This is a genomic window from Arthrobacter sp. MDT2-3 (assembly GCF_059090465.1).
In genome coordinates this window covers 994,140-1,016,220 of sequence record NZ_JBNHFS010000001.1, presented here as the reverse complement: position 1 = coordinate 1,016,220, position 22,081 = coordinate 994,140, and the positions used below count along the sequence as shown (strand labels likewise).

Annotated in this window: 25 protein-coding genes and 1 riboswitch; of the genes, 12 read left to right on the top strand and 13 right to left on the bottom strand. The window is 64.9% G+C overall.

Going from position 1 to position 22,081, the window contains the following annotated elements:
* Window positions 1-165 precede the first annotated feature (165 nt).
* The 3 genes from AC5RUQ_RS04755 to AC5RUQ_RS04745 all read right to left on the bottom strand — a co-directional run bounded on the left by AC5RUQ_RS04755 (window position 166) and on the right by AC5RUQ_RS04745 (window position 3,377).
* Window positions 166-495 (bottom strand): YegP family protein, encoded by a 330-nt coding sequence (locus tag AC5RUQ_RS04755; RefSeq protein WP_493946229.1) that lies wholly within the window; start codon window positions 493-495, stop codon window positions 166-168.
* Between the two features lie 269 nt (window positions 496-764).
* The gene (locus tag AC5RUQ_RS04750) at window positions 765-2,054 is read right to left on the bottom strand and encodes an adenylosuccinate synthase (RefSeq protein ID WP_163166586.1); all 1,290 of its coding nucleotides are present in this window, start codon (window positions 2,052-2,054) and stop codon (window positions 765-767) included.
* 261 nt (window positions 2,055-2,315) lie between these two features.
* The gene (locus tag AC5RUQ_RS04745) at window positions 2,316-3,377 is read right to left on the bottom strand and encodes a M14 family zinc carboxypeptidase (protein ID WP_163166588.1); all 1,062 of its coding nucleotides are present in this window, start codon (window positions 3,375-3,377) and stop codon (window positions 2,316-2,318) included.
* Window positions 3,378-3,596: 219 nt separating this feature from the next.
* A riboswitch (SAM riboswitch) is annotated at window positions 3,597-3,703 on the top strand.
* Window positions 3,704-3,714: 11 nt separating this feature from the next.
* Between AC5RUQ_RS04745 and AC5RUQ_RS04740 the strand changes: the two genes are divergently transcribed.
* Window positions 3,715-4,920: a cobalamin-independent methionine synthase II family protein gene (locus AC5RUQ_RS04740; protein ID WP_493946228.1), complete on the top strand. Its 1,206-nt coding sequence runs from the start codon at window positions 3,715-3,717 to the stop codon at window positions 4,918-4,920.
* Window positions 4,921-5,130: 210 nt separating this feature from the next.
* Window positions 5,131-5,763, top strand: coding sequence for a uracil-DNA glycosylase family protein (locus AC5RUQ_RS04735; RefSeq protein WP_493946227.1), 633 nt, complete (start codon window positions 5,131-5,133; stop codon window positions 5,761-5,763).
* 153 nt (window positions 5,764-5,916) lie between these two features.
* On the opposite strand, the gene AC5RUQ_RS04730 is transcribed toward AC5RUQ_RS04735, so the two are convergent.
* The 3 genes from AC5RUQ_RS04730 to AC5RUQ_RS04720 all read right to left on the bottom strand — a co-directional run bounded on the left by AC5RUQ_RS04730 (window position 5,917) and on the right by AC5RUQ_RS04720 (window position 8,155).
* Complete coding sequence (locus tag AC5RUQ_RS04730) at window positions 5,917-6,339, bottom strand: DUF3151 domain-containing protein (protein ID WP_493946226.1); 423 nt, start codon at window positions 6,337-6,339, stop codon at window positions 5,917-5,919.
* Complete coding sequence (gene fbaA / locus AC5RUQ_RS04725) at window positions 6,340-7,359, bottom strand: class II fructose-bisphosphate aldolase (RefSeq protein ID WP_163164703.1); 1,020 nt, start codon at window positions 7,357-7,359, stop codon at window positions 6,340-6,342.
* 127 nt (window positions 7,360-7,486) lie between these two features.
* Window positions 7,487-8,155, bottom strand: coding sequence for a TrmH family RNA methyltransferase (locus AC5RUQ_RS04720; RefSeq protein WP_493946225.1), 669 nt, complete (start codon window positions 8,153-8,155; stop codon window positions 7,487-7,489).
* Between the two features lie 70 nt (window positions 8,156-8,225).
* Between AC5RUQ_RS04720 and AC5RUQ_RS04715 the strand changes: the two genes are divergently transcribed.
* A complete protein-coding gene (locus tag AC5RUQ_RS04715) occupies window positions 8,226-9,056 on the top strand; it encodes an HAD-IIA family hydrolase (protein ID WP_493946224.1) in 831 nt (276 codons plus the stop codon).
* A gap of 7 nt (window positions 9,057-9,063) precedes the next feature.
* Here AC5RUQ_RS04715 and AC5RUQ_RS04710 read toward each other — a convergent pair whose 3' ends face one another.
* From AC5RUQ_RS04710 to pyrE, 4 genes are all read right to left on the bottom strand, one after another.
* On the bottom strand, window positions 9,064-10,104 hold the full coding sequence (locus AC5RUQ_RS04710) for an alpha/beta fold hydrolase (RefSeq protein WP_493946223.1): 1,041 nt from the start codon (window positions 10,102-10,104) through the stop codon (window positions 9,064-9,066).
* Window positions 10,105-10,173: 69 nt separating this feature from the next.
* Complete coding sequence (locus AC5RUQ_RS04705; protein ID WP_493946222.1) at window positions 10,174-10,815, bottom strand: hypothetical protein; 642 nt, start codon at window positions 10,813-10,815, stop codon at window positions 10,174-10,176.
* An 85-nt stretch (window positions 10,816-10,900) separates the two neighbouring features.
* Window positions 10,901-11,668 carry a GAF and ANTAR domain-containing protein gene (locus tag AC5RUQ_RS04700; RefSeq protein WP_493946221.1) on the bottom strand — a complete coding sequence of 256 codons (768 nt, stop codon included), beginning with the start codon at window positions 11,666-11,668 and terminating at the stop codon, window positions 10,901-10,903.
* A 120-nt stretch (window positions 11,669-11,788) separates the two neighbouring features.
* A complete protein-coding gene (pyrE, locus tag AC5RUQ_RS04695; protein WP_493946220.1) occupies window positions 11,789-12,373 on the bottom strand; it encodes an orotate phosphoribosyltransferase in 585 nt (194 codons plus the stop codon).
* 74 nt (window positions 12,374-12,447) lie between these two features.
* Here pyrE and nadE point away from each other — a divergent pair, with 74 nt between their 5' ends.
* The gene (gene nadE, locus AC5RUQ_RS04690; protein ID WP_493946219.1) at window positions 12,448-13,302 is read left to right on the top strand and encodes an NAD(+) synthase; all 855 of its coding nucleotides are present in this window, start codon (window positions 12,448-12,450) and stop codon (window positions 13,300-13,302) included.
* Between the two features lie 20 nt (window positions 13,303-13,322).
* On the opposite strand, the gene AC5RUQ_RS04685 is transcribed toward nadE, so the two are convergent.
* Window positions 13,323-14,117: an IclR family transcriptional regulator gene (locus AC5RUQ_RS04685; protein WP_493946218.1), complete on the bottom strand. Its 795-nt coding sequence runs from the start codon at window positions 14,115-14,117 to the stop codon at window positions 13,323-13,325.
* A 180-nt stretch (window positions 14,118-14,297) separates the two neighbouring features.
* Between AC5RUQ_RS04685 and AC5RUQ_RS04680 the strand changes: the two genes are divergently transcribed.
* The 3 genes from AC5RUQ_RS04680 to AC5RUQ_RS04670 are packed head-to-tail and all read left to right on the top strand — an operon-like array spanning window position 14,298 to window position 16,937.
* Window positions 14,298-15,026: a CoA transferase subunit A gene (locus AC5RUQ_RS04680; RefSeq protein WP_493946217.1), complete on the top strand. Its 729-nt coding sequence runs from the start codon at window positions 14,298-14,300 to the stop codon at window positions 15,024-15,026.
* A gap of 28 nt (window positions 15,027-15,054) precedes the next feature.
* The gene (locus AC5RUQ_RS04675) at window positions 15,055-15,750 is read left to right on the top strand and encodes a CoA transferase subunit B (protein WP_493946216.1); all 696 of its coding nucleotides are present in this window, start codon (window positions 15,055-15,057) and stop codon (window positions 15,748-15,750) included.
* Window positions 15,747-16,937: an acetyl-CoA acetyltransferase gene (locus tag AC5RUQ_RS04670; RefSeq protein ID WP_493946215.1), complete on the top strand. Its 1,191-nt coding sequence runs from the start codon at window positions 15,747-15,749 to the stop codon at window positions 16,935-16,937. The genes AC5RUQ_RS04675 and AC5RUQ_RS04670 overlap by 4 nt, the downstream gene beginning before the upstream one ends.
* Before the next feature lie 10 nt (window positions 16,938-16,947).
* On the opposite strand, the gene AC5RUQ_RS04665 is transcribed toward AC5RUQ_RS04670, so the two are convergent.
* Together AC5RUQ_RS04665 and AC5RUQ_RS04660 are read right to left on the bottom strand one after the other, a co-directional pair.
* Entirely contained in the window at window positions 16,948-17,655 is a 708-nt protein-coding gene (locus AC5RUQ_RS04665) for an ankyrin repeat domain-containing protein (protein ID WP_493946214.1), read from the bottom strand.
* A gap of 9 nt (window positions 17,656-17,664) precedes the next feature.
* A complete protein-coding gene (locus AC5RUQ_RS04660) occupies window positions 17,665-18,234 on the bottom strand; it encodes a GlcG/HbpS family heme-binding protein (protein WP_493946213.1) in 570 nt (189 codons plus the stop codon).
* A gap of 207 nt (window positions 18,235-18,441) precedes the next feature.
* On the opposite strand from AC5RUQ_RS04660, the gene AC5RUQ_RS04655 reads away from it, so the two are divergent.
* The 5 genes from AC5RUQ_RS04655 to AC5RUQ_RS04635 all read left to right on the top strand — a co-directional run bounded on the left by AC5RUQ_RS04655 (window position 18,442) and on the right by AC5RUQ_RS04635 (window position 22,064).
* The gene (locus AC5RUQ_RS04655) at window positions 18,442-19,698 is read left to right on the top strand and encodes a sensor histidine kinase (RefSeq protein WP_493946212.1); all 1,257 of its coding nucleotides are present in this window, start codon (window positions 18,442-18,444) and stop codon (window positions 19,696-19,698) included.
* Window positions 19,695-20,321, top strand: a complete 627-nt coding sequence (locus tag AC5RUQ_RS04650; RefSeq protein WP_493946211.1) for a response regulator — start codon at window positions 19,695-19,697, stop codon at window positions 20,319-20,321. The genes AC5RUQ_RS04655 and AC5RUQ_RS04650 overlap by 4 nt, the downstream gene beginning before the upstream one ends.
* Before the next feature lie 132 nt (window positions 20,322-20,453).
* Window positions 20,454-20,657 carry a cold-shock protein gene (locus tag AC5RUQ_RS04645; protein WP_013599688.1) on the top strand — a complete coding sequence of 68 codons (204 nt, stop codon included), beginning with the start codon at window positions 20,454-20,456 and terminating at the stop codon, window positions 20,655-20,657.
* Between the two features lie 204 nt (window positions 20,658-20,861).
* Window positions 20,862-21,245 carry a hypothetical protein gene (locus AC5RUQ_RS04640; protein ID WP_493946210.1) on the top strand — a complete coding sequence of 128 codons (384 nt, stop codon included), beginning with the start codon at window positions 20,862-20,864 and terminating at the stop codon, window positions 21,243-21,245.
* 33 nt (window positions 21,246-21,278) lie between these two features.
* Window positions 21,279-22,064 (top strand): MerR family transcriptional regulator, encoded by a 786-nt coding sequence (locus tag AC5RUQ_RS04635; protein WP_493946209.1) that lies wholly within the window; start codon window positions 21,279-21,281, stop codon window positions 22,062-22,064.
* Window positions 22,065-22,081: the final 17 nt, after the last annotated feature.

Genomic DNA, 22,081 nt, shown 5'->3' with positions numbered 1-22,081 from the left:
TTTGGCACCGGGAAGTGAAAGAGCCGGCCTGGAACGTGATGGGGGACAAGTTCCAAGCCGGCGCTACATAGGGGTAATCGTCAGGGCCGCCCAAAGGGTTACGCGGTTTCAAAAGTTTTTTTGCAGAACTTTCGGAGCTGGTGGCGAGGAGTCGGAGACGCGGAATCAGCGCGGCGCAACGGCCAGTTGGCGCGTTCCCCTGGCATGGGTGAAGGCGTGCACTTTGACTGGAATCCGCGGCCCGCAATCGGGCTTGGCTTCAACGGTTGCGGCACTGTGGACAGCCGCAGGAACGGGCCGGGCAACAGCGACGGACGAGGAAAGATCGGTGACCAGCCCGGTCCCGGCGCACTCGCGCACTGCTGCGATCCCGGCGGCCACTGCCCGCTTGTCCTCAAACGCCTGGGAAACAGCCATGATCGTGCCGTCTGCTGCCAGCAGGCGGAACCTGAACAGCGAGTCCGCGTCGACAAACACTTCGAACTTTCCGGCCATAGCGAATCCTTCCGTCTACGGGGATCCTGCTGGCGACGTCTTTGGCCGGGTTGTCCGGACGCATCGCTGCGTTCTCTCCGAGGGGTTTGTGTGGAACCGTGTGGTGATCAGTTCACCTGGTGTTAAAGAGTCTGCGGCCGCCGCCGGACACCTCACAAGACCGGCCGGGTTAACCCTGTGTAAATTGCAGCCCACGCCCCTTCCGCGGCGAAAGCCAACGGCGGGCCACCCTTTATGGGTGGCCCGCCGCCGTCGTAATTGCTGACGCGTCAGTCGTTGATGAGGTCGTTCACCACAATCGTCTGGTCCCGGTCCGGTCCGACACCGATGGCGGAGAAGCGCGTCCCGGACAGTTTCTCCAGGGCCAGCACATAGTTGCGTGCGTTCTCCGGCAGGTCCGCCAGGGTCCGCGCACCCGTGATGTCCTCTGTCCAGCCCTCGAAGTATTCGAAGATTGGCACTGCGTGGTGGAACTCGGTCTGCGTCATGGGCATTTCGTCGTGGCGCACGCCATCGACGTCATAGGCAACGCACACGGGGATCTGCTCGATGCCGGTGAGCACGTCCAGCTTGGTGACGAAGTAGTCCGTGAAGCCGTTGACGCGTGAGGCGTGGCGGGCCAGGACGGCGTCATACCATCCGCAGCGGCGCGGCCGGCCGGTGTTGACGCCGAATTCACCGCCGGTTTTCTGCAGGTAGACGCCCATCTCGTCGAAAAGCTCCGTGGGAAACGGGCCGGCGCCAACGCGTGTGGTGTACGCCTTGATAATGCCGATGGAGCGGGAGATGCGGGTTGGCCCGATGCCCGACCCCACGGAGGCTCCGCCGGCCGTGGGGTTGGAGGAGGTGACGAACGGGTAGGTTCCGTGGTCCACGTCCAGGAAAGTCGCCTGGCCGCCTTCCATCAGGACCACCTTGCCCTCGTCCAGGGCAGAGTTGAGGACCAGGGTGCTGTCGATGACCAGCGGGCGGAGCCGGTCGGCGAAGGACAGGAAGTACTCCACGATCTCATCCACGAGCACGCCGCGGCGGTTGTAGACCTTGACCAGGAGTTCATTCTTCTGGCGCAGCGAACCTTCCACCTTCTGGCGGAGGATTGACTCGTCAAACACGTCCTGGACCCGGATGCCCAGGCGGGCCACCTTGTCCATGTAGGCGGGGCCGATGCCACGGCCCGTGGTCCCGATGGCGCGGCTGCCAAGGAAGCGCTCCGTCACTTTGTCCAGCACCTGGTGGTAGGGAGCAACAAGGTGTGCGTTCGCAGAGACGCGAAGCTTTGAAGTGTCGGCGCCGCGGGCCTGGAGGCCTTCGATCTCCTGGAACAGCGCCTCGAGGTTAACAACGCAGCCGTTGCCGATGATGGGTACCGCGTTGGGGCTGAGGATGCCTGCCGGAAGCAGCTTGAGTTCGTATTTTTCACCGCCTACGACGACGGTGTGCCCGGCGTTGTTGCCGCCGTTGGGCTTGACGACGTAGTCAACGCGGCCGCCCAGCAGGTCGGTCGCCTTGCCTTTTCCTTCGTCGCCCCACTGGGCTCCTACGATCACAATTGCTGGCATGGGATCCTCCCCCATTCGTTCGGGCTGCCCGTGCCATGCCACAACGTGGCGGCCTGGTGCAGCGCCGTTCATGAGAATGCCCCGAATGGACCGGCCTTCGCTGGTCCGCGGGCGGCACAGCGACGCAAGAGTTCCGGGGCTCTTACCACCCAAGTTTAGCCGATGAGGGACTTTGTCCACTCGTTGGGCCGCCGCGGTCCTTCTTGCAGGGTAAAGGAATCCTGCGCGGCAAAGGACCGCGGCGGGCTGTCAGCGGTGACGCTACTCGTCGTCAGCTTCCTCGCCGGGGCGGGAGGTCTGGGTGGCGAGGCTGTCCCAGAAGGAGGTGTCGGCGTCGGCAATTGATCCATCAGCGATTGCTGCGGCGGTTGCGGTGAGGGTGGTGACCGTTTGCTTGATCAGGTATCCGTTGCTACGGAGCCCCAGGGCGTAGCCGTCCAGATAGTGGTCGGACATGCCACGCATCTCAAACAGCAGCGTAGCGATCCCGTATTCCACGGCAATGCCGTTGCGGCTGATCGTTTCGGCGCTGCCGCCGACGTACTTGCCGAGGTGGCCCCAACCGGTGGAGTCAACGTTATCGAAGACGACGGCGCCCAACTGCTTGGACTTTTCAACAACTGCGGGATCGGCGTTCGGCGTGGTGGGGTACAAGATGGACCCGGAAACCAGCTTGCCGTCGCGTTCGCTGCGGGTGCCCTGGTGGTGCAGATCGATCATGTAATCGATCCGGTACTTGCGCATCACGTTATTGTGCAGCGCCTGCGTTTCCGGCTGGACCTTGGCTACGTGGTCGCGGTTGAGGTCCACTTCTTCGGCGTTGTACCGCGTCATGTTGCGGTCACCCTTGGCCAGGTAGTCGTCCAGGGGGAAGTTCACGTCCCCCATGGCGCCGTCCGCATTAAGCATGGGAACGATCAGGATGTTCGCGCCGCCGAGAATGTCTGCGGACTTGCCGGTGCCCAGGTGCTTGACGAATTCCAGCGCGCCCTCGGTGGTTAGCTGCTCGTTGCCGTGCTGCTGCGTCAGGTAAAGGATGGTGGGCTTGGCCGGGTCCGACATGTACTTGACCAGGTGTATGTCCCGGCCCTTCACGGTCTGGCCGATGACCTCCAGCTCCATGGCGCCCTGGCGGGCGTCCTGGTCCTTGAGGAAGGAGACCATCTGCTCGTAGGTGGCAAGCTTCGATGTGGTGATCTGGCCGTTGCCGTCATAGTTGGGGCCTTCGCCCACGGCCATCGCCGGTGCCGGCGCGGCTACTGCTGCCAGTGCCAGGGCTCCGGAAACTGCCAGGGTCCTGAAGGTTGCCAGGGTTTTTCTCACGGTGCGGTACCTCTTTCGAGTGCATTAGGTGCGTCCAGCCCGCCATGTCCCCCATCGCGGGCTGTGACAAAAGACAACCAACCTCGACAAAGGCTGTCAATGAGGTGACACCAATCTGCAGCCAGTTATTACGTTCTGAAAGCTCCGGCCCTCGTGTCCCCGCCGACACAATCCGAAAGCGGATTTGCTCCCGGGCGTACCGGTGCATTTAAGTGAGAGTGCCCATCCGGAGCGGCCGAGAGACCTGGATCGATGACGCCGCAGCAACCCCACAGAGTGCAGGTACGTCCTGCCTGCGAAGGTGCTACTGCCAGGACCGATGGAAAGGAAATCCAGCATGTCCCTGAACACAGACCACATCCGCGTCACCCACGCCGGATCGTTGCCGCGTACCCCTGAGCTGATCGCCGCCAACGCCGCCCGCGAAGAGAAACCTTCCGATGTCGGGGGCTTCAACGAACTCCTTACCGCTTCCGTGGTGGACCTGGTCCAGCGCCAGCAGGGCCTCGGCATCGACATCCCCAACGACGGCGAATACGGGCACGCGATGTCCGCCGCTGTGGACTATGGCGCATGGTGGTCCTATTCCTTCGCACGCATGGGCGGGCTGGAACTGGACAACGACGCCAAGTGGGCGGTTGAACCGAAGGAATCCACCCCGGGCAACGTACAGCTCACCGGCTTCATCCATCGCCGCGACCGCACCCACTTTGCAGAGGCCTACAACGATCCCACCAGCGGCATCTTCACCGGTGGCCCCAAGCCCTTCCCCAAGGTCACTGGACCGCTCGTCTACACGGGCCAGGACGCCGTCGCCTCCGACATTGCAAACCTGAAAGCAGGCCTGGCCGCCGCCGGTCTGAAGGAAGGGTTTGTTGCCGCACTCTCCCCCGGGAGCGCCTCACGCATCACCAACGAGTACTACGCCACGGAGGAGGAATACATCTACGCCTGCGCCGACGCGCTCCGTGAAGAGTACAAGGCCATCATCGACGCCGGCCTGATCCTCCAGATCGACGATCCCTCCATCGCCGAGAACTGGGACCAGATCAGCCCCGAGCCGAGTGTGGCCGACTACCTGAAGTTCACCCAAATCCGCGTGGAAGCCCTGAACTACGCCCTCCGCGGCCTTCCCGAGGAGCAGGTTCGGTTCCACCTCTGCTGGGGCTCCTGGCACGGCCCGCACACCACCGACCTTCCCCTTGCGGACCTGGTGGACACGATGCTGCAGATCAACGCCGGCGGCTACTCCTTCGAGGCTGCCAACGTCCGCCACGAGCACGAGTGGCGCGTTTGGGAGGAGACCAAGCTCCCCGAGGGCAAGGTCATCATCCCGGGTATCGTCTCGCACGCCACCAATGTGGTGGAGCACCCGGACCTGGTGGCAGACAGGATCGTACGGTTCGCAGACGTTGTGGGCCGGGAGAACGTCATCGCCTCCACCGACTGCGGCCTGGGCGGCAGGGTCCACCCGCAGATCGCCTTCGCCAAGCTGGAAGCCTTGGGCGAGGGTGCGCGCCGGGCCACCAAGCGGCTCTGGTAGCCCGGAACAGAAAACGCAAACCGCCGGTTCCGTGCCCCGCTTGGATTGGGTGCGCGGGACCGGCGTTTCGTTTCGCAGGGCTTGCTAAACTGGTAAAGGCCGACCAGGAATCGGTCCGCCCCATTTCAACCACTTCGGATTTGCTGCGCCATTGTGCGCCCATTTTCGCGGTGGCAGCAACACCAATCCCCGCAGGAGACCCAGCACTACATGACAGCCCTGGCACCCGAATCTTTCCATGATCAGCTTCTGAACCGCCGCTACGAACCGAACGTTGCAGCCGTCAACGAACTGTGCGATTCCCTGCAGGGGACCAAGCCGGGCACCATTGTGCCCTACGTGGACCCCATGCACGACGTCGACGAGTGCCGCATCATCAGCCTGTACTCGAACATCGGCGAGGCCGACCCGTCCGGATTCATCACCGCCGGCGACCACGACGCCGCCACCCGGATGCTGGGGATCCAGTGGAAGCTGGGGCTGCGGCCGGAGTTCGTTATGCCGTGGAACGTCCATCCCTGGCACGTCGCCGGGGAGGCCAACGGGAAGTTCACGCCGGACCAGATTTCCGCGGGCCTCAAGCCGCTGCTGAAGTTCCTGGCATTGGTTCCGCGTGCCTCGGTGATCGTGGCCCACGGCACGGAGGCCAACCGCCTGGCGAACCTGCTGCTGAAGACTGAGGTGCCGCTGCTCTGGCGTCGCGGACTGAAGACCTACAAGGTGCGCTCCCTCAGCGGCCGCGCGTTCGCCGGCTCGCCCGCCCGCCAGGAGGAGTACCTCGAGGACATGCGCGTGGCCTACGCCGACGCGATGGCGCGGACGGGCCTGCAAAAAGCCAGCTAATCCCCCCAAACCTGTGAGTTTTTGTCCAGATATGCAGGCCAAAACAGCGTTTTGAGCTGCGTATCTGGACAAAAACTCCTGCACGTACGACGACGGCCGGTCACCTTTCCAAAGAAGGTGACCGGCCGTCGTCGTTCTTTACCGCAACGCGTATTACTCGCCTTCGATGGCTGCTTTCGCCGTGGGGTCCGAGTCGTTCAGGAACTTCTCGATCCGTTCCGGCTCCTCCGCCTCGCCAATGGCCGCAGCAGCCCGCCCCAGCGAGTACAGCGCCCGCAGGAAGCCGCGGTTGGGCTCATGCTCCCACGGGATCGGGCCGACGCCGCGCCAGCCGTTGCGCCGCAGCGAGTCCAGCCCACGGTGGTAGCCCACGCGTGAGTAAGCGTAGGAATCGATGGTGCGTCCCTCGGCCCAGGCCTCTTCAGCCAAGACGGCCCACAACAACGAGGAAGTGGGGTGCTTCTCCACCAGGTCCAGGGCTTCCTGGCCGGCTTCCAGCTGCTGGTAGACCTCCGTCTCGGCAGGCAGGAGCGTGGGTTCCGGGCCCATCAGGTTCTTGCGGAACTCGTCCGACATCTAGAAGGTCTTTCCGGCCGAACCGAGCTGCTTGGTCGCCTCCACCACGCGGGCTGCCAGGCCGGCTTCGGCCGAAGCACCCCAGACGCGGGGATCGTAGGTCTTCTTGTTGCCCACTTCGCCGTCGACCTTCAGGACACCGTCATAGTTGCGGAACATGTGGTCCGCTACCGGACGCGTGTAGGCGTACTGGGTGTCGGTGTCGATGTTCATCTTGATGGTGCCGTAGGAAACGGCGTCGGCAATTTCCTGGTCAGAGGAGCCGGAACCGCCGTGGAACACGAGGTCGAACGGGCTGTCCTTGCCGATCTTGGCGCCCACCTGTGCCTGGATGTCCTTGAGGATCTCCGGGCGGAGCTTAACGCCGCCGGGCTTGTAGACGCCGTGGACGTTGCCGAAGGTCAGTGCCGTGATGTAGCGGCCGTTCTCGCCGGCGCCCAATGCCTCAATGGTGGCCAGGGCATCCTCGACCGTGGTGTAGAGCTTTTCATTGATCTCGTTCTCGACGCCGTCTTCTTCGCCGCCCACGGTGCCGATCTCGACCTCAAGGATCATCTTCGCGGCAGCGGTGCGCTCGAGCAGCTCGCGGGCGATGCGCAGGTTTTCCTGCAGGGTCTCGGCGGAGCCGTCCCACATGTGGGAGTTGAACAGCGGGTTGCGGCCGGCCTTGACCTCAGCCTCGGAAGCTGCGAGCAGGGGCAGCACAAAACCGTCCAGCTTGTCCTTGGGGCAGTGGTCAGTGTGCAGCGCGATGTTGACGTTGTAGTTCTTGGCAACTTCGCGGGCGAAAGCGGCGAAGCCCAGGGAACCGGCAACCATGTCCTTGGTGGAGGCGCCGGACCAGTAGGCCGCACCGCCGGTGGAGACCTGGACGATGCCGTCGGACTCAGCTTCGGCGAAGCCGCGGAGGGCTGCGTTCAGCGTCTGCGAGGACGTGACGTTCACGGCCGGGAATGCGAAGCCGCCCGCCTTTGCGCGGTCGATCATCTCGGAGTAGATCTCTGGGGTTGCAATGGGCATGCTGACTCCTATGCTGAGGTTCGTCTGTGGGCTGGTAACCCTGGAGTACCGCTTACGGCTAGCACCATCCTAGTCATTACCGCGCTGGGAGTGCTGTGGGTTACGCCCGGACCCTGGCCCTGCCCCGCTACACGTGCTGGTTGAACACGTGCCGGCGTACCCAGGCGTGCATGGCAATTGCGGCCGCCGAGGCCGCGTTGATGGACCTGGTGGAACCGAACTGCTCGATGGACAAGGTGGCGAGGGCGGCCTCGTGGACCTCAGGGGTCAGCCCGGGCCCTTCCTGGCCAAACACCAGCACGCAGTCCTTGGGCAGTTCATAGGTCTCCAAAGGAACGGAGTCCGGGAAGATGTCGATCCCGATGATCGCCAGCCCCTCCCCCTGCGCCCAGGCCACGAAATCCTCCACGGTGGGATGGTGGCGGACGTGCTGGTAACGGTCGGTGACCATGGCGCCCCGGCGGTTCCACCGCCGTCGTCCGATGATGTGCACCTCCTTGGCGAGGAAGGCATTCGCGGTGCGCACCACCGTGCCGATGTTGAGGTCGTGCTGCCAGTTTTCGATGGCGACGTGGAAGTTGTGCCGCCGTGAGTCCAGCTCCGCCACGATCGCGTCATGCTTCCAGTAGCGGTACTTGTCCAGCACATTGCGGCGGTCGCCGTCCGCCAGGAGGTCAGGGTCCCAATGGTCGCCTTCCGGCAGCTCGCCTTCCCAAGGTCCGACGCCGACTTCCGGCTTTTCGCCCGGCGCCTCCGGGTGTTCCGGTCCAGGTGCTGCAGGCGGTTCGGACGTCATACCGGGCGTTTGCTTCACCCCTCAACACTAGACTGGACCTTTCGGGCTTTCATCACCGGCGGAGGTAGGCATGGCAGAAGCGGACAAGGTTAAAGGGTCACCATCGGTATACCGCAGCGGGCAGGACATCGAGTGCTGGCTGACGGACATGGACGGCGTCCTGGTCCACGAAAACCAGGCGGTGCCCGGCGCCGCCGAGCTTATCCAGCGCTGGGTGGACACATCCAAGCGCTTCCTGGTGCTCACCAACAACTCCATCTTCACGCCACGCGACCTCGCCGCGCGGCTGCGCGCCTCCGGGCTGGAGGTTCCCGAGGAGAACATCTGGACCTCAGCCCTTGCCACCGCGCAGTTCCTCAAGAACCAGGTGGAGGGTTCTGGGTCCGGGAACCGCGCCTACACCATCGGCGAGGCAGGATTGACGACGGCGCTGCACGAGGCCGGCTTTATCCTCACCGACCAGGACCCGGACTTTGTGGTGCTGGGCGAGACCCGCACGTATTCCTTTGAGGCCATCACCATGGCCATCCGCCTGATCCTGGCCGGGGCACGGTTCATCGCAACGAACCCTGACGCCACGGGCCCGTCCAAGGACGGGCCCATGCCTGCTACCGGCGCCATCGCGGCATTGATCAGCAAGGCCACCGGCCGGGAGCCGTACATCGTGGGCAAGCCCAACCCGATGATGTTCCGCTCCGCCATGAACCAGATCGACGCGCACTCCGAAACCACCGCCATGATCGGGGACCGGATGGATACGGACATCATCGCCGGCATGGAAGCGGGGCTGCACACCGTCCTGGTCCTCAGCGGCATCACGCAGCGCGAAGAGATCGGCTCGTACCCGTTCCGGCCCAACCAGGTGTTGAACTCCGTGGCGGACCTGAAGAACCAGATCTAGGACCGCCCTAAAAGACCGTTACCCGCGATCCGCCCCGGGGCAGCGGGAAGTTCTCGTCAAGGAGCTCTTCAAGGATGGGGCGGTAGATGTTCGGGTTCCACCCGGGGCTGGCGTGGGCGGGCACGGCCCCTTCCGTCTGTAGCTCGCTGGGGACCATGTTGTTCTTGAAGGCAACCGCCCAGGCTCCCACGGCTGTCTGGTAGCGCACGGTGCGGTCCCGGGGGTTGCCGATGTAGGCCATTTTGGCGTCGCCTATTTTGTCGGTGAACCGGGTGCCGTCAAAGTGGTAAATGTAGGCAGACTCCGACTGGACGAGCAGGCTGGACGGTGCGATGGGCGAGAGCTGTTCGAGTGTCTGGTCAAGGATCTGGCGCCACGTCCGTTCGTCTTTGTGAATGACGCGCTCCCCCAGTTCGTACCCGCCGCGGAAGGTGGACGGGAACCGGAAACCCCTTTCGTACAGGAACACCACGCCGTCGAACCAGCTTTGGTCCAGGACGTCGTGCTTGCTGTACGGGCTCGAGTCCAACACGATGAATTCCACCCCCACCCCATGGAGCTCCAGCAGCCGGGCGGCCACCTGGGTGGCCACCATTCCACCGAAGCTGTGCCCGTAGAAAAACAACTTGGTCAGCTTTTGGGCGCGGACGTGCTCGATGACGGCGATGACGATGTCATCGATGTCCAGGCCTAGGTTGGAATAGCCGACGGCGGCGAGCCTGGCGCGCTTGTTCAGCGTGCCCCGGAGGGAGTTCAGGATCCACTGCCCCTCCTCCCAGCTGGTTTTATAGCCGGGGAACAGGAACCAGCTGGCGTCGGGGTAGTACACATCAGCGAAGTCGTCGGGAACAGGGAGGATACGGTTTACCTGGCGGGCGGACTGCACCTGGCGGGTGACCAGCATGTCTGCAGCGAGCAGGCCTGACATGCCTGCCCCGGCAAGGAATCCCCGGCGTGAAAACTGTTTGAGGGCAGCGGCCTCCTGCAGCAGCCGGGCTCCAGAAGCGCCGCGCCTGTCCTGCGGATTTACTTCCCCCTCATATGGCACACCACTACCGTAGGCACACTGGAAGTCACCGTCGCAAGAAGCCGCCGGTAACCTTTCAGTGACGTCGTATCAGCTGGCGGCCTGTCCTTCGGCTGCCGGAATGGGGGCCGCGGTGTCCTGCTGGCGGCGCAGCATCTCGTGCCCGATGTCGTCGTACCTGGCCAGCAGGTCCAATCCCGGGAAAGCTGCCGGGTTGTCCAGGAGAGTGAAGAGGGTGTCGCTGGCAAGCAGCAGTTCCTCATCCGTGTACTCCTGCAGCGCGCGCCCGCACAGCACCTCAAACTCCGTGAGATCCAACGGCAGGATTCCGGCGTCGCCAGGAGCGGCAGCCGGGTAGCCAACGGCGCCATTGTCCAAAACGGCACCGGCGGAGAAGCCGTCAAGAAGGGTCAGGGCCTGTTCAGGCGCAGCAGCCCATTCCACCCCGGCGGGCGAGAGATCAAGGGACACCCCTGCGCCGTAAGTCCCTGGCAGGATGCTGGTGTCAATGGCGTTGAGGTCACTGCGAAGGCCCGCGAGCGCTAAAGACTCCACCATGGCTGCGCGGGAAAGCTCTACGCGGATGTGCGAGCGGATCCCTGTTTTCCTGATCCGGCGGATGATCTGGACCAGGCCCGGCCGGGAGTCCTGGTTCAAACTCCCACGGACATCGATGCAGACAATGTCGGCAGGGACATCGAGGTTAACGAAGGCGTTTAGTGCGCGGTCCATAGGTACTCCAAAAGAGGGTGTCTATGGCCGACGGCTCAACCTCGGTAAGCGTAACCTCCAGCACGAGTAAGGCACAAGCCGTTGGTCACGCGGTTTGGCCGGTTTGCCGCTGCCCGGGCTCCTGGTAGTGCGTGCGCGTACCCGAACCCCCGACCGAGTCCACCAACGATTTGGCGATATCCCGCAGCTTGGTGTTGCTGTTACTGGAGGCCTCGGTGAGGATGCTGACCGCCGCCTCCTGGCTGCACCTGTTCTGTGCCATCACAATGCCAACGGCGATGTCGATGATGGTCCGGGATTCCAGGGTTGCCCGAAGATTTGCAGCGCTGTCCGTGTGAAGCGAGAACCTCACCGCGAGCCTCAGTGCCTGCGAAATTTCCCGTGTGTAGCCACGGGCCTTTGCAGTGGCACGGTCATCAAATTTATGGGGGACTTCGGAATACAGGTTCAGGGCAGCTCTCGCCTCGCCCTGCAGGTTGAAGGGCAGCGACAGGACTGACCGCAGTCCGTGCGATGCCACCGCTGACGCGTAGTCCGGTCCCCAGCGGTCCTCCTCGAAGAGGTCCGGAACGTGGACTTCGCGTTCCTCCTCCGCCGCAGTCAGGCAGGGGCCCTGGGACAAGGAGTACTGGATCTCATCCACTTCCCGCGCAGAGTCGCTGCTCCAGCCAATCGTTGCCGCCTTGCGGTCCCGGAGCAGGGTGATGCCACAGAGTGCGTCATCGCCGTCGCCAGCCATCTGATGGGCGGAGAACCGGGCCAGTTCGTTCAGGAAGTCCTCGAAGTCGGCACTTTCCAGAATGAGGTTCTGGATCTGGTCGGTCGCGCTTAAGGACTGTTGAGGGGGGAGCATCGTGCACGTTCTCCGTACAGGGGAGTTAAGGGGATAACGCAAATGATAGGCCAGCCCTGCCTCCCGCTCCAACATCAGGGCACGGGCACGGTGTGTGCCCGGGCCCCAACAACGGCGGGTCTAGGAAAGCCCGAGCTCATCCTTGCCGAAGGCGAACAGGTAGGGGACGCCGGTCTCCGCTTCGATCTTTTCCTTGGCCCCGGTGTCCCGGTCCACGATGACGGCGACTGCCACAACGTTGCCGCCGGCTTTGCGGACGCCTTCCACGGCGGTCAGCGCCGAGCCGCCCGTGGTGGAGGTGTCCTCCAGGACAAGCACCTTGCGGCCTTCCACGGACGGGCCTTCCACCTGCCGGCCCATGCCGTAGGACTTCTGGGCCTTGCGGACCACAAACGCGTCAACGGCCCGGCCGGCGTCTGCGGCAGCGTGCATCACCGCGGTACCAACAGGGTCGGCCCCCATGGTGAGTCCGCCTGCGCACTCGAAGTCGATCCCGGCGTCGTCCGCCAGGGCCAGCATGACCTGTCCCACCAGCTTGGAGGCCTCGTGGTGCAGCGTAATGCGGCGGAGATCAATGTAGTAATCGGCTTCCGCTCCGCTGGACAGGATGACCTTGCCGCGGACAACGGCGAGTTCCTTGATCAGTTCGAGCAGGCGGGCGCGGGCGGCTGCAGCGTCTACTGCAGTCTCACTGGGGGAAGTCATGGACTCCAGTTTAGTGGGGGCCGGCCGGTGTGGATGCTTGAGGCCGATTGACAGGGCTGGCTAGGCTGGACCACATGCGCGAACTCCAGGCCAGGATCATTGAAGAAATGGGCGTTCAGCCCCGGATCGACCCCGCCGGGGAGGTGCGCAAGCGCGTCACCTTCCTGAAGGACTACCTGAAAGCCACCCACACCAAGGGCTTCGTCCTGGGCATTTCAGGTGGCCTGGACTCGTCCCTGGCCGGAAAACTAGCCCAACTGGCTGTCGAGGAGCTCGAGGCCGAAGGTGTGGACGCGAACTTCGTGGCCGTGCGCCTGCCCTATGGCGTCCAGCATGACGAAGAAGACGCCCAGGCTGCCCTGGACTTCATCCAGCCCAAAACCGAGTGGACGTTCAACATCTCGGCCGCGGTGGATGGCTTCGAGGATGAGTTCGAGAAGACCGTGGGCTCGGAAATCTCCGACTTCCACAAGGGCAACACCAAGGCACGCACCCGCATGATCGCCCAGTATGCCCTGGCCGGGGAACACAACTACCTTGTCCTCGGCACCGACCACGGCGCGGAGTCCGTCACCGGCTTCTTCACCAAATACGGTGACGGCGGCGCAGACATCCTTCCGCTGTTTGGGCTGAACAAGCGCCAGAACCGCGCCTTGCTGGCCGAACTCGGCGCTCCCGCCCGCGTCTGGGAAAAGGTACCCACCGCCGACCTGCTGGACGACAAGCCGGGCCGCACCGATGAGGACGAGCTGGGCCTGACCTACGACCAGATCGACGATTACCTGGAAGGCCGGGACGTCCCTGAATCCGTTGCCGCGCTGATCGAAGAGAAGTACCTGCGGACCCGGCACAAGCGCACCGTCCCCGTCACCATTTTTGATACCTGGTGGAAGCACCAGGGGCCCGAAGAGCCACGCGTGGGGCTCTAGGAATTCAGCTGTGTAGGAATTCAGCGCGGCCGGCGCCCCTTCCCGTCCCCGCTGAGCTGCTGGGTGATCCGGTGCGCCTCGGCCATCAGGAGCCCGCCCAGCTCCTCCTGCCGCTCGGGCTTGAAGCGCGGTTCGATCCCGGTGAGGGAAAGGGCCCAGGCGGGCCTGCCTGAGGCATCAAACACCGCGGCGCCCATTCCCCAACTGCCTTCGAGGACCAGCCCCGGATTCACCGAGTAGCCCAGCAGCCTGGTCTGCGCGAGGTTGGCCCGGACGAGTTCCTCCGTGTGCGCAGTGGCGAAAGCACCTGCGTGTCCAGCCCACCCCTTCAGCAACTCCTCCTGCTCGGCCTCGGGCAGGAACGCCATGATCGCGGTGCCCGCAGAGGCCACACCGAGGGGGAACCGGACGCCCTCGTGCAGCACAAAGGACCGGACCGGGAAGCTCCCCTCCTCACGCAGCAGGCATACCGTCTCGGAACCGCGGCGGATGGAGAAGAAGGCACTCTCACCGGTGGCCTCGGCCAGCCTTCGGAGGCTGGGCCGGGCAAGGTCCTCCAGCGGAAACCGCGCGGCAGCCACCGACCCCATGAGGAGCATTTCCGGGCCCAGCACCCAGTTCCCGCTGCCGGCGTCGTGATCCAGCAATCCCTCCGACGCGAGGGAGGAGAGGAGCCGGTGGACGGTGGGCCTGGTGAGGCCCGATTCCCTCACCAGCACGGACAGCGGCAGCCCCTCTGCACTGCGGCCAGCAAGCCGCAGCAGTCCGGCGATGCGGCTGACCACCTGGGCGCCCTGTACTGGCAAATTAGTCACTTAAGCCTCCGGTCTTCCACATTATGGACTCCTGCAATGCTACCGTCCACACTGTAAAACCAGCAGTGTAAGCCCGATTTTCCGGGCTTGACAGGCCTTTCGCAGCGCCCGTAGTGTCCTTTCCCAAGCCCCGCGTCCACAAAATGGACCCCATCGCGGGATTCTCAAGGAGGAGGCGCCATGTCCAAACTTCAGCCAGCAGCCGCAGTCGCCCTGGAGGGCGCACTGCAGGACGGCATCACCCTTGCCGTGGGCGGATTCGGCCTGAGCGGAATTCCCGCGGACCTGATCGAGGCCGTCCGCGATTCCGGCGTGAAGGACCTGACAGTGGTCTCGAACAACATGGGAGTGGACGGGAAGGGCCTCGGCATCCTGATCGAAGCGGGCCAGGTCCGCAAAGTCATCGCCAGCTACGTGGGCGAAAACAAGCTCTTCGCCGAGCAGTACCTGGCCGGCAACCTGGAAGTGGAGTTCACGCCGCAGGGAACCCTGGCCGAGCGTCTCCGCGCCGGCGGCGCCGGCATCCCCGCCTTCTACACCAAAACCGGTGTGGGCACCCTGGTTGCCGAGGGCAAGCCACACGAGGTGTTCGACGGCGAAACGTACGTCCGCGAGCGCGCCATTCGGGCCGACGTCGCGCTCGTCCACGCCCACACCGCAGACACGGACGGAAACCTGATCTATCGCTACACCGCCCGGAACTTCAACCCTGTGGTTGCAACCGCCGGCCTCCTGACCATAGCGGAGGCCGAGGTGATTGTGGAACCGGGCCAACTGGATCCCAACCACATCGTCACGCCCGGCGTGTACGTCCAGCGCCTGGTGCAGGCCAGGGACCGCGTCAAGGACATCGAGCAGCGCACCGTGCGCACCGCTGCACGCCGCACTGCCGAGACTGTTCCGGCCTAACCCCCACTACCCATTCAAGGAGACCCCCATGGCCTGGACCAGGGATGAAATGGCTGCCATCGCAGCCGAAGAACTGAACGACGGCGATTACGTTAACCTCGGCATCGGGATCCCCACACTGGTGGCCAACAACCTGCCCGACGGCGTCCGGGTTGTGCTGCAGAGCGAAAACGGACTGCTCGGCATGGGACCGTTCCCCTACGAGGGCGAGGAGGACGCCGATCTCATCAACGCCGGCAAACAAACCGTCACGGTGCTGCCGGGCGGGAGCATCTTCGATTCCGCCACCTCCTTCGGCATGATCCGGGGCGGCCACGTCAAAGTAGCCATCCTCGGGGCCATGCAGGTCTCCGGCAACGGTGACCTCGCCAACTGGACCATCCCCGGCAAGATGGTCAAGGGCATGGGCGGCGCCATGGACCTCGTGGCCGGAACGCCCCGCGTGGTGGTTCTCACCGAGCACAATGCCAAGGACGGCAGCGCCAAGATCGTGAGCGAGTGCACTCTGCCCCTGACGGGCCTTGCGGTGGTGGACCGGATCGTCAGCGACCTCGCGGTCTTTGTCCTCTACAGGACGAACGACGGCGGGCGGCAGCTCACGCTGACCCGCCTCGCCCCGGGCGTCACCGTGGAGGAGATCCGGGAAAAGACGGAAGCCGGATTTACCGTCGCCCTGGATACGCCGGCACCGGCAACCAACGCCCTGGAAGGAGCCACAGCATGAGCCTGCAGGAACAGTTCGGCAAGGATGTCCTGCTGACAGGCTGGGGACACAGCCGCTTCGGAAAACTGACGGAGGAAACCCTTGAGTCCCTCATCGTCCAGGTTGCCACCAAGGCCATCGCGAACGCCGGGATCGAGCCCGGCCAGATCGACGAAATCTATCTCGGCCAGTTCAACTCGGGCATGATGCCGCTGGCCTTCCCGTCGTCGCTGGCGCTGCAGGTCTCTGCAGATCTGGCGAACGTTTCCGCCACCAGGGTGGAAAATGCCTGCGCCTCCGGTTCCGCTGCGTTCCAGCAGGGCACCAAGTCCCTGCTGGCGGGCACGGCGAAAACGGTGCTGGTGATCGGCGCCGAAAAGATGACCCATGCCGGAGCCGACGTTGTGGGCGCGGGGCTGCTGGGCGCAGACTATGACATGGCGGGCAAGGCCTCCACCACCGGCTTCACCGGGCTCTTTGCCGAGGTGGCGAAGCACTACGGGAAGCGGTACGGCGACCGCACCCTGGGTGACGTCCTGGGCAGCATTGCGGCGAAGAATCACCGCAACGGCGTGGACAACCCCTACGCGCAGCTGCGCAAGGACCTGGGCGAGGACTTCTGCCGAACGGTCTCGGACAAGAACCCCATGGTGGCCGAGCCGCTGCGCCGCACCGACTGCTCCCCCGTGTCCGACGGCGCCGCCGCCGTCGTGCTGTCCAGCTCCCCGACCGGCGGTGCCACTGCACCTGTGCGGCTGGCAGGCTTCGGCCACGCCAACGACTTTTTCCCCGCCTCGCGCCGGGACCCGGTTGCCTTCAACGCCACCCGGGTGTCCTGGCAGCGCGCACTGGAAATGGCCGGCGTCGGGCTGGAGGGCCTGGACTTCGCGGAAGTGCACGACTGCTTCACCATCGCCGAACTGCTGATGTACGAGGCGATGGGCCTGACAGAACCGGGCCAGGGTGCCCGTGCCATCGAGGAGGGCTGGGTGTACAAGGACGGCAAGTTGCCCGTCAACGTTTCCGGCGGCCTCAAGGCCAAGGGCCATCCCGTGGGAGCCACCGGGGTATCACAGCACGTCATCACAGCCATGCAGCTGACCGGGACCGCAGGCGGCATGCAGCTCGCCAACCCCCGCCGCGCCGCGGTCCAGAACATGGGCGGCGTGGGCATCGCCAACTACGTCAGCGTCCTCGAGGCTGTGTAGCGGATCGAAGTCAATCCCGGGCGCGAAGCAAAGCGGCGATGTCCGCGAAGCCCAGCCGTTCGGCGTTCTGCAGTGCTGTCCTTCCCTGCGGATCCCTGATGTTGGGGTCGGCGCCTGCTGCCAGGAGAAGCCGGACCACTTCCTGCTGCCTGGGCCCGCCGTTGTTCAGCAGGATGGCCTCCTGCATGGCAGTCCAGCCCAGGTTGTTGACATGGTTCACCGGCACTCCTGCGTCGATCAGGATCTGCACCGTCTCCACGTGGCCGTGTTCGCTGGCCGGAATAAGGGCTGTCCCGCCGTACCGGTTGGTGCTCGCGACGTCGGCCCCGGCGGCCAAAGTCAGCCGGAGCACCTCATTGAATCCTTCGGCCCCCGCGTAGAGGAAAGCCGAATCCTGGATGGCGTCCTTGGCGTTGACATTGCCCCCACGGGCAATCAGTTGGCTGACCAGCGGCGCGTTGTTGGCCTTGGCTGCGGCTATCAACTCCTGGTCAACCTGCGCCTGTGCTTCAGCGGGGAGCGCAGGCGGCGTGGTGGCTGGTGCAGCCGGGGCGGGGGACGCCGGGGACGCGGGGGATGCCGGGGACCCTGCGGACGGTAGGGCGTCCGCAGGGTCCAGGACCGACGGCGGAGGGGACCCCGACTGCTGCGGCTCCCCCGGACCCGCCTGGCACGCGGTCAGGATAAGCGCCACAAACAGGGCCCCGAACCACCTCATGCGCTTAGCCTACTGAGCGGAACCGGCGGTAGCGATGGCGTCCGCACCGGCTGCAGCACAGGCCTCATCCAGCGCCCCATCGGGAGCGCCGCCGACGCCGATGCCGGCCACCGAAACCCCGTTCACCTTCAGCGGGACGCCGCCCGCCAGGAAAAGGGTGCCGGGGAGGTCGGCGATGCTGGGTCCGGTTCCGTTGATTCGCTTTGCCAGTTCACTGGTGGGGGTTCCAAAGGCGGCGGCGGTGTAGGCCTTCTGCTGTGCGGCTTCAATGGTGTGCTCGGCCGCGTTGTCGCCCCGAAGCAGCGCCTGGACAGTCCCGAAGCGGTCCACCAGGGCCACCGTCACAAAGGGAAGTTTGTCAGCCTGGCATTTGGCCAGCGCCGCTTGCACCGCCTTGGCCGAGGCGCCGACCGAGATACGGTTCTGCTGCACCACGTTCTCCGGTACGGGCTGGATGTCGGCAGCAGGGACGGCAGTGGGAGCGGAACCGGCGCCGGCATTGGCGGCAACCGTTACCCCGGCGGTGAGGGCCAGGGCGCTGGCGGCTGCGGCGGCAAGAACTTTCGTGGACTTCTTCATGCTGATTCCTTTGCTCGGAGCCCCACATTCGGAGCGGGGTTCGTTTCATCCCCAATCCTTCCGGGACTCCTGCTGCCTGCCATCGGGCCTTTGGCTGTAGCGTCCTGCTCCAATAGGCCAGCCGTATCAGCCAAAAGGTTGAGAGACGGTGCACGTGCCGGGGCAATAGCATGGTGGGTAGCATTCCCCACCGGAACCGGAATTCCCATGCCTCCCCACGCCAGCGCCGCCCCGGCCGCATCCTTCCCCGACTCGATCGCTCTCGGCAGGACCGGCGCGGACGGGACCAGGGCGTCCACCAGCACCGCAGCCCGCTTCCGCAGCATTGATGCCGCCGTTCATGGTGGCTTCGCCGTCCTGCTGGTGGCGTCCCTTGTCCGGTACGTGATGCGGCACAGCCCCGCCGACAACGTCCTGGTCCTGGGGCTGGCTGCGGCGGCCTGCCTGCTGTACTTTGCCGTTGCCGTCCTTTCATCGCGCGGGAAACCGGGAGCGCCCTGGGTATTCACCCTGGTTGCAGTGTGGGCCGTCCTGGTCATTGCGGCGCCGAGCTTTGCCTGGTGCTCGTTTGCGCTTTTCTTCCTGTGCCGCAGTGCACTGAGCGGTGCAGCCGCGTACGCAGCGGCAGGAGCCACCGCTGTTGCCACCGCGGCAGGGCTGTTCCGGCTGAGCAGCGGCACTGACCTTGCCATGCTCCTCGGCCCGCTCGCCGTGGGACTGATGCTGACCTTGATCTACGACAGGATCCAGCACGACGCCGAGGAACAGCGCCGCCTGCACGCGGAAGTCTCCCTCGCCCAAGGGCAACTGGCGGCCAGCGAGCGCCGGGCAGGAACCATCGCCGAACGGGAGCGTGTCTCCCGGGAAATCCACGACACCGTCACCCAGGGGCTGGCCAGCAGCCTGCTCCTGCTGGAGGCAGCCGGCAGGGCGTGGCCCAGTCCTTCAGCCCACGCCGACCTCAGCCAGGCCACTTCATTGCTCCGGGGCAACCTGTCCGAGACCCGGAGCCTGGTCCATGAACTTGCCTCCCCCGGACTGGACGCGTCGCCCTTGCCTGAGGCCCTGCTTTTCGCGGCCAGGCAGTACGTTCCGGACGCCAGGCTCCTGGTCACGGGTGAACCGCGGCCGGTGCCGCCGGATGTGCGCCACGCCCTCCTCCGGGTAGTCCAAAGCGCTGCCTCAAACATCAAGCTCCATGCGGGCGCCGCCACCGCCACCGTAACTCTTGGCTACCTTCCCGACGCCGTCACCCTGGACGTCCACGACGACGGTGCCGGCTTCGATCCCGCGGCGGCAGCACCGCCGTCGGACGCCGGAGGGTACGGACTGCGGGCCATGCGGCAGCGGGTGGAGCAGCTGGGCGGCGTTTTCTCGGTGGAAAGCGCACCCGGCGAAGGGACCATCGTAGCTGCCCAGCTGCCCGCGCCGGCGGAGCCTGCAAGCATGGAGGACCCTGCATGAGCGCCATCACGGTGCTGCTGGTGGACGACCACCTGGTGGTGAGGAGCGGGCTGCGGGCCCTGCTGGGCACCCAACCTGATATCGCCGTCATCGCCGAGGCAGCCTCCGGGGAGGAAGCGCTGGAACGCCTGGAACAGGACGCCGTCGCGGTGGTGGTGATGGACCTGGCCATGGGCGCGGGCATGGACGGGATCGAGGCCATCCAGCGGATCCGCGAGCGCAACACAGGGCAGGCCATCCTGGTGTTCACCACCTACGACTCCGATGCGGACATCGTGCGGGCAGTGGACGCCGGCGCGATGGGCTACCTGCTGAAGGACGCCGCACCTGATGAGATTTTCGCTGCCATCCGCGGGGCAGTCCAAGGCAAGAGCGTCATGAGCGCCCCGGTGGCATCGCGGCTTTTCCAGCAGCTGCGCAACCCCGACGAAATCCTCACTCCGCGCGAGGCCGAACTGCTCAGCCTCCTCACGCAAGGCCTCAGCAACCGTGAACTCGGACAGCGCCTCTTCATCTCGGAGGCCACGGTCAAGACCCACCTCGCCCACATCTACGCCAAGCTGGGAGTGGAAACCCGGGCCGCTGCCATTGCCACCGCAATCCGCCGCGAGGGGATGCGCTGACGACACTTTAATGTCGTTACCCTTGCATGGTTGGCGTTGGCCCCGTACGTTGGGGACTGCGGGGGACGTTCTCCGCGCACCTCGGGCCGGTGGCCCGGGGAGAGAATCAGAGTCACACGAAGGAATGCAGCCATGGCAACAGGCACAGTTAAATGGTTCAACGCCGAAAAGGGTTTTGGCTTCATTGCCCCCGATGACGGGTCCGCTGACGTTTTCGCCCACTACTCAGCAATCGCCAGCAGCGGATACCGCTCACTCGATGAGAACCAGAAGGTTGAATTCGATGTGACCCAGGGTCCCAAGGGCCCGCAGGCAGAGAACATCCGCCCGCTCTAAGGCTTCGGCTTCCCTCCCGCACCTGCAGGAGGAATGTCGCCACAGCAGCGGCCTCTCCAACGTCAGTTGGAGGGGCCGCTGTTTTTGTGTCCCCTGCTTCTGCTTGGTCAAGGTAAACGTCGCGCGGGGTTTGGTGACCGGGCTCCCGTCCCGGTTTCCGGGCCCCTCTCCCTATCCCTGGGCGGGTGCTGGGATACTTGGACTATGACCGGACAGCACCCGGACAACGTTCCGGGCAACGACCCAACGAAGGATCCGTGGGAAGAGTTCGACAGGCTTCCGCCTGCCGCGCCGGACCGCGTTCCCGGACAGCCCGGCGGAGAGCCACAGGGTTTCGGTTTCCGGACCGGCGTCCGCAGTGCGCGCGTTGCCGTCGGATTTGCCGTCTACACCCTGGTGCTCGGGACAGTGCTCGCGCTCGCAGGCTGCGTCGTTTTTGTTGCCGAGGAACAATGGTTGCTTGTGGCGCTGATGATCCTTATCGAGGCAGTCTTCATCTTCGCCTTCACGCGCCTGGTCGCCCAGGCCCGCGCCCGCTCGCCCCGCACCCGACCACTGCGTAACCGATACCCCGGGAAACCGGCTTGACCTTGACGCTGCGTCAACCCCTACGCTCGAAGCATGGAAGCAACCGAAGCGGAGGCGGCCGTCGACTGGTCCATCCAGGATGTCGCCAGGATGGCAGGCACAACAAGCCGGACCCTCCGGCACTATGACGACATCGGGCTGCTGAAGCCCACCCGCGTTGGGCGTAACGGCTACCGCTACTACAACGGGGCAGCGCTCCTGCAGCTGCAGCGGATCCTCCTGCTCCGGGGACTCGGGCTGGGGCTGCCGGCCATCGCTGAGGTCTTCCAGCACGAGACAGACGCGGTCAAAGCGCTGAGCCGCCACCTGGACTGGCTGCGGCAGGAGCAGGCGCGGCTGGCCCGCCAGGTTCTGTCCGTACAGCAAACAATCGAAACAGTGAAAGGAGGAGGCGAACTCATGGCCGAAAAGATGTTTGACGGCTTCGACCACACCCAGTACAAGGACGAGGTGGAGGAGCGCTGGGGCAAGGAGGCCTACGCCAAAAGCGACGCATGGTGGCGGGGCATGGGAACAGAGCAGAAACAGGAGTGGAAGTCCCGCGCCGAAAAGCTGGGCAGCGACTGGATTGCAGCGTCGGGATCAGGACTCGCCGCCGACAGCTCCGAAGCGCAGGACCTGGCGCGGCGCCACGTTGACTGGTTGACGTCCATCCCCGGCACTCCGGCATCGGAAAGCGGAGGGGACGTAAAGGGTTATGTCGTGGGGCTGGCGGAGATGTACGTGGCCGACGCCAGGTTCGCGGCCAACTACGGTAGCGAGGCGGGCGCCGGTTTCGTCCGGGACGCGCTGCGGGCCTACGCCGAAAGGAACCTCTAGGCAGTACCCGCGGGGAC

Coding starts and splice junctions, on each gene's coding strand:
- AC5RUQ_RS04670 (WP_493946215.1), top strand. CDS start 15,747: ATGAGCCTGCAGGAACAGTTCGGCAAGGATGTCCTGCTGACAGGCTGG.
- AC5RUQ_RS04755 (WP_493946229.1), bottom strand. CDS start 495: ATGGCCGGAAAGTTCGAAGTGTTTGTCGACGCGGACTCGCTGTTCAGG.
- AC5RUQ_RS04680 (WP_493946217.1), top strand. CDS start 14,298: ATGTCCAAACTTCAGCCAGCAGCCGCAGTCGCCCTGGAGGGCGCACTG.
- AC5RUQ_RS04740 (WP_493946228.1), top strand. CDS start 3,715: ATGTCCCTGAACACAGACCACATCCGCGTCACCCACGCCGGATCGTTG.
- AC5RUQ_RS04640 (WP_493946210.1), top strand. CDS start 20,862: ATGACCGGACAGCACCCGGACAACGTTCCGGGCAACGACCCAACGAAG.
- AC5RUQ_RS04730 (WP_493946226.1), bottom strand. CDS start 6,339: ATGTCGGACGAGTTCCGCAAGAACCTGATGGGCCCGGAACCCACGCTC.
- AC5RUQ_RS04645 (WP_013599688.1), top strand. CDS start 20,454: ATGGCAACAGGCACAGTTAAATGGTTCAACGCCGAAAAGGGTTTTGGC.
- AC5RUQ_RS04715 (WP_493946224.1), top strand. CDS start 8,226: ATGGCAGAAGCGGACAAGGTTAAAGGGTCACCATCGGTATACCGCAGC.
- AC5RUQ_RS04735 (WP_493946227.1), top strand. CDS start 5,131: ATGACAGCCCTGGCACCCGAATCTTTCCATGATCAGCTTCTGAACCGC.
- AC5RUQ_RS04750 (WP_163166586.1), bottom strand. CDS start 2,054: ATGCCAGCAATTGTGATCGTAGGAGCCCAGTGGGGCGACGAAGGAAAA.
- AC5RUQ_RS04700 (WP_493946221.1), bottom strand. CDS start 11,668: ATGCTCCCCCCTCAACAGTCCTTAAGCGCGACCGACCAGATCCAGAAC.
- fbaA (WP_163164703.1), bottom strand. CDS start 7,359: ATGCCCATTGCAACCCCAGAGATCTACTCCGAGATGATCGACCGCGCA.
- AC5RUQ_RS04635 (WP_493946209.1), top strand. CDS start 21,279: ATGGAAGCAACCGAAGCGGAGGCGGCCGTCGACTGGTCCATCCAGGAT.
- AC5RUQ_RS04650 (WP_493946211.1), top strand. CDS start 19,695: ATGAGCGCCATCACGGTGCTGCTGGTGGACGACCACCTGGTGGTGAGG.
- AC5RUQ_RS04665 (WP_493946214.1), bottom strand. CDS start 17,655: ATGAGGTGGTTCGGGGCCCTGTTTGTGGCGCTTATCCTGACCGCGTGC.
- AC5RUQ_RS04660 (WP_493946213.1), bottom strand. CDS start 18,234: ATGAAGAAGTCCACGAAAGTTCTTGCCGCCGCAGCCGCCAGCGCCCTG.
- AC5RUQ_RS04720 (WP_493946225.1), bottom strand. CDS start 8,155: ATGACGTCCGAACCGCCTGCAGCACCTGGACCGGAACACCCGGAGGCG.
- AC5RUQ_RS04655 (WP_493946212.1), top strand. CDS start 18,442: ATGCCTCCCCACGCCAGCGCCGCCCCGGCCGCATCCTTCCCCGACTCG.
- AC5RUQ_RS04705 (WP_493946222.1), bottom strand. CDS start 10,815: ATGGACCGCGCACTAAACGCCTTCGTTAACCTCGATGTCCCTGCCGAC.
- pyrE (WP_493946220.1), bottom strand. CDS start 12,373: ATGACTTCCCCCAGTGAGACTGCAGTAGACGCTGCAGCCGCCCGCGCC.
- AC5RUQ_RS04675 (WP_493946216.1), top strand. CDS start 15,055: ATGGCCTGGACCAGGGATGAAATGGCTGCCATCGCAGCCGAAGAACTG.
- nadE (WP_493946219.1), top strand. CDS start 12,448: ATGCGCGAACTCCAGGCCAGGATCATTGAAGAAATGGGCGTTCAGCCC.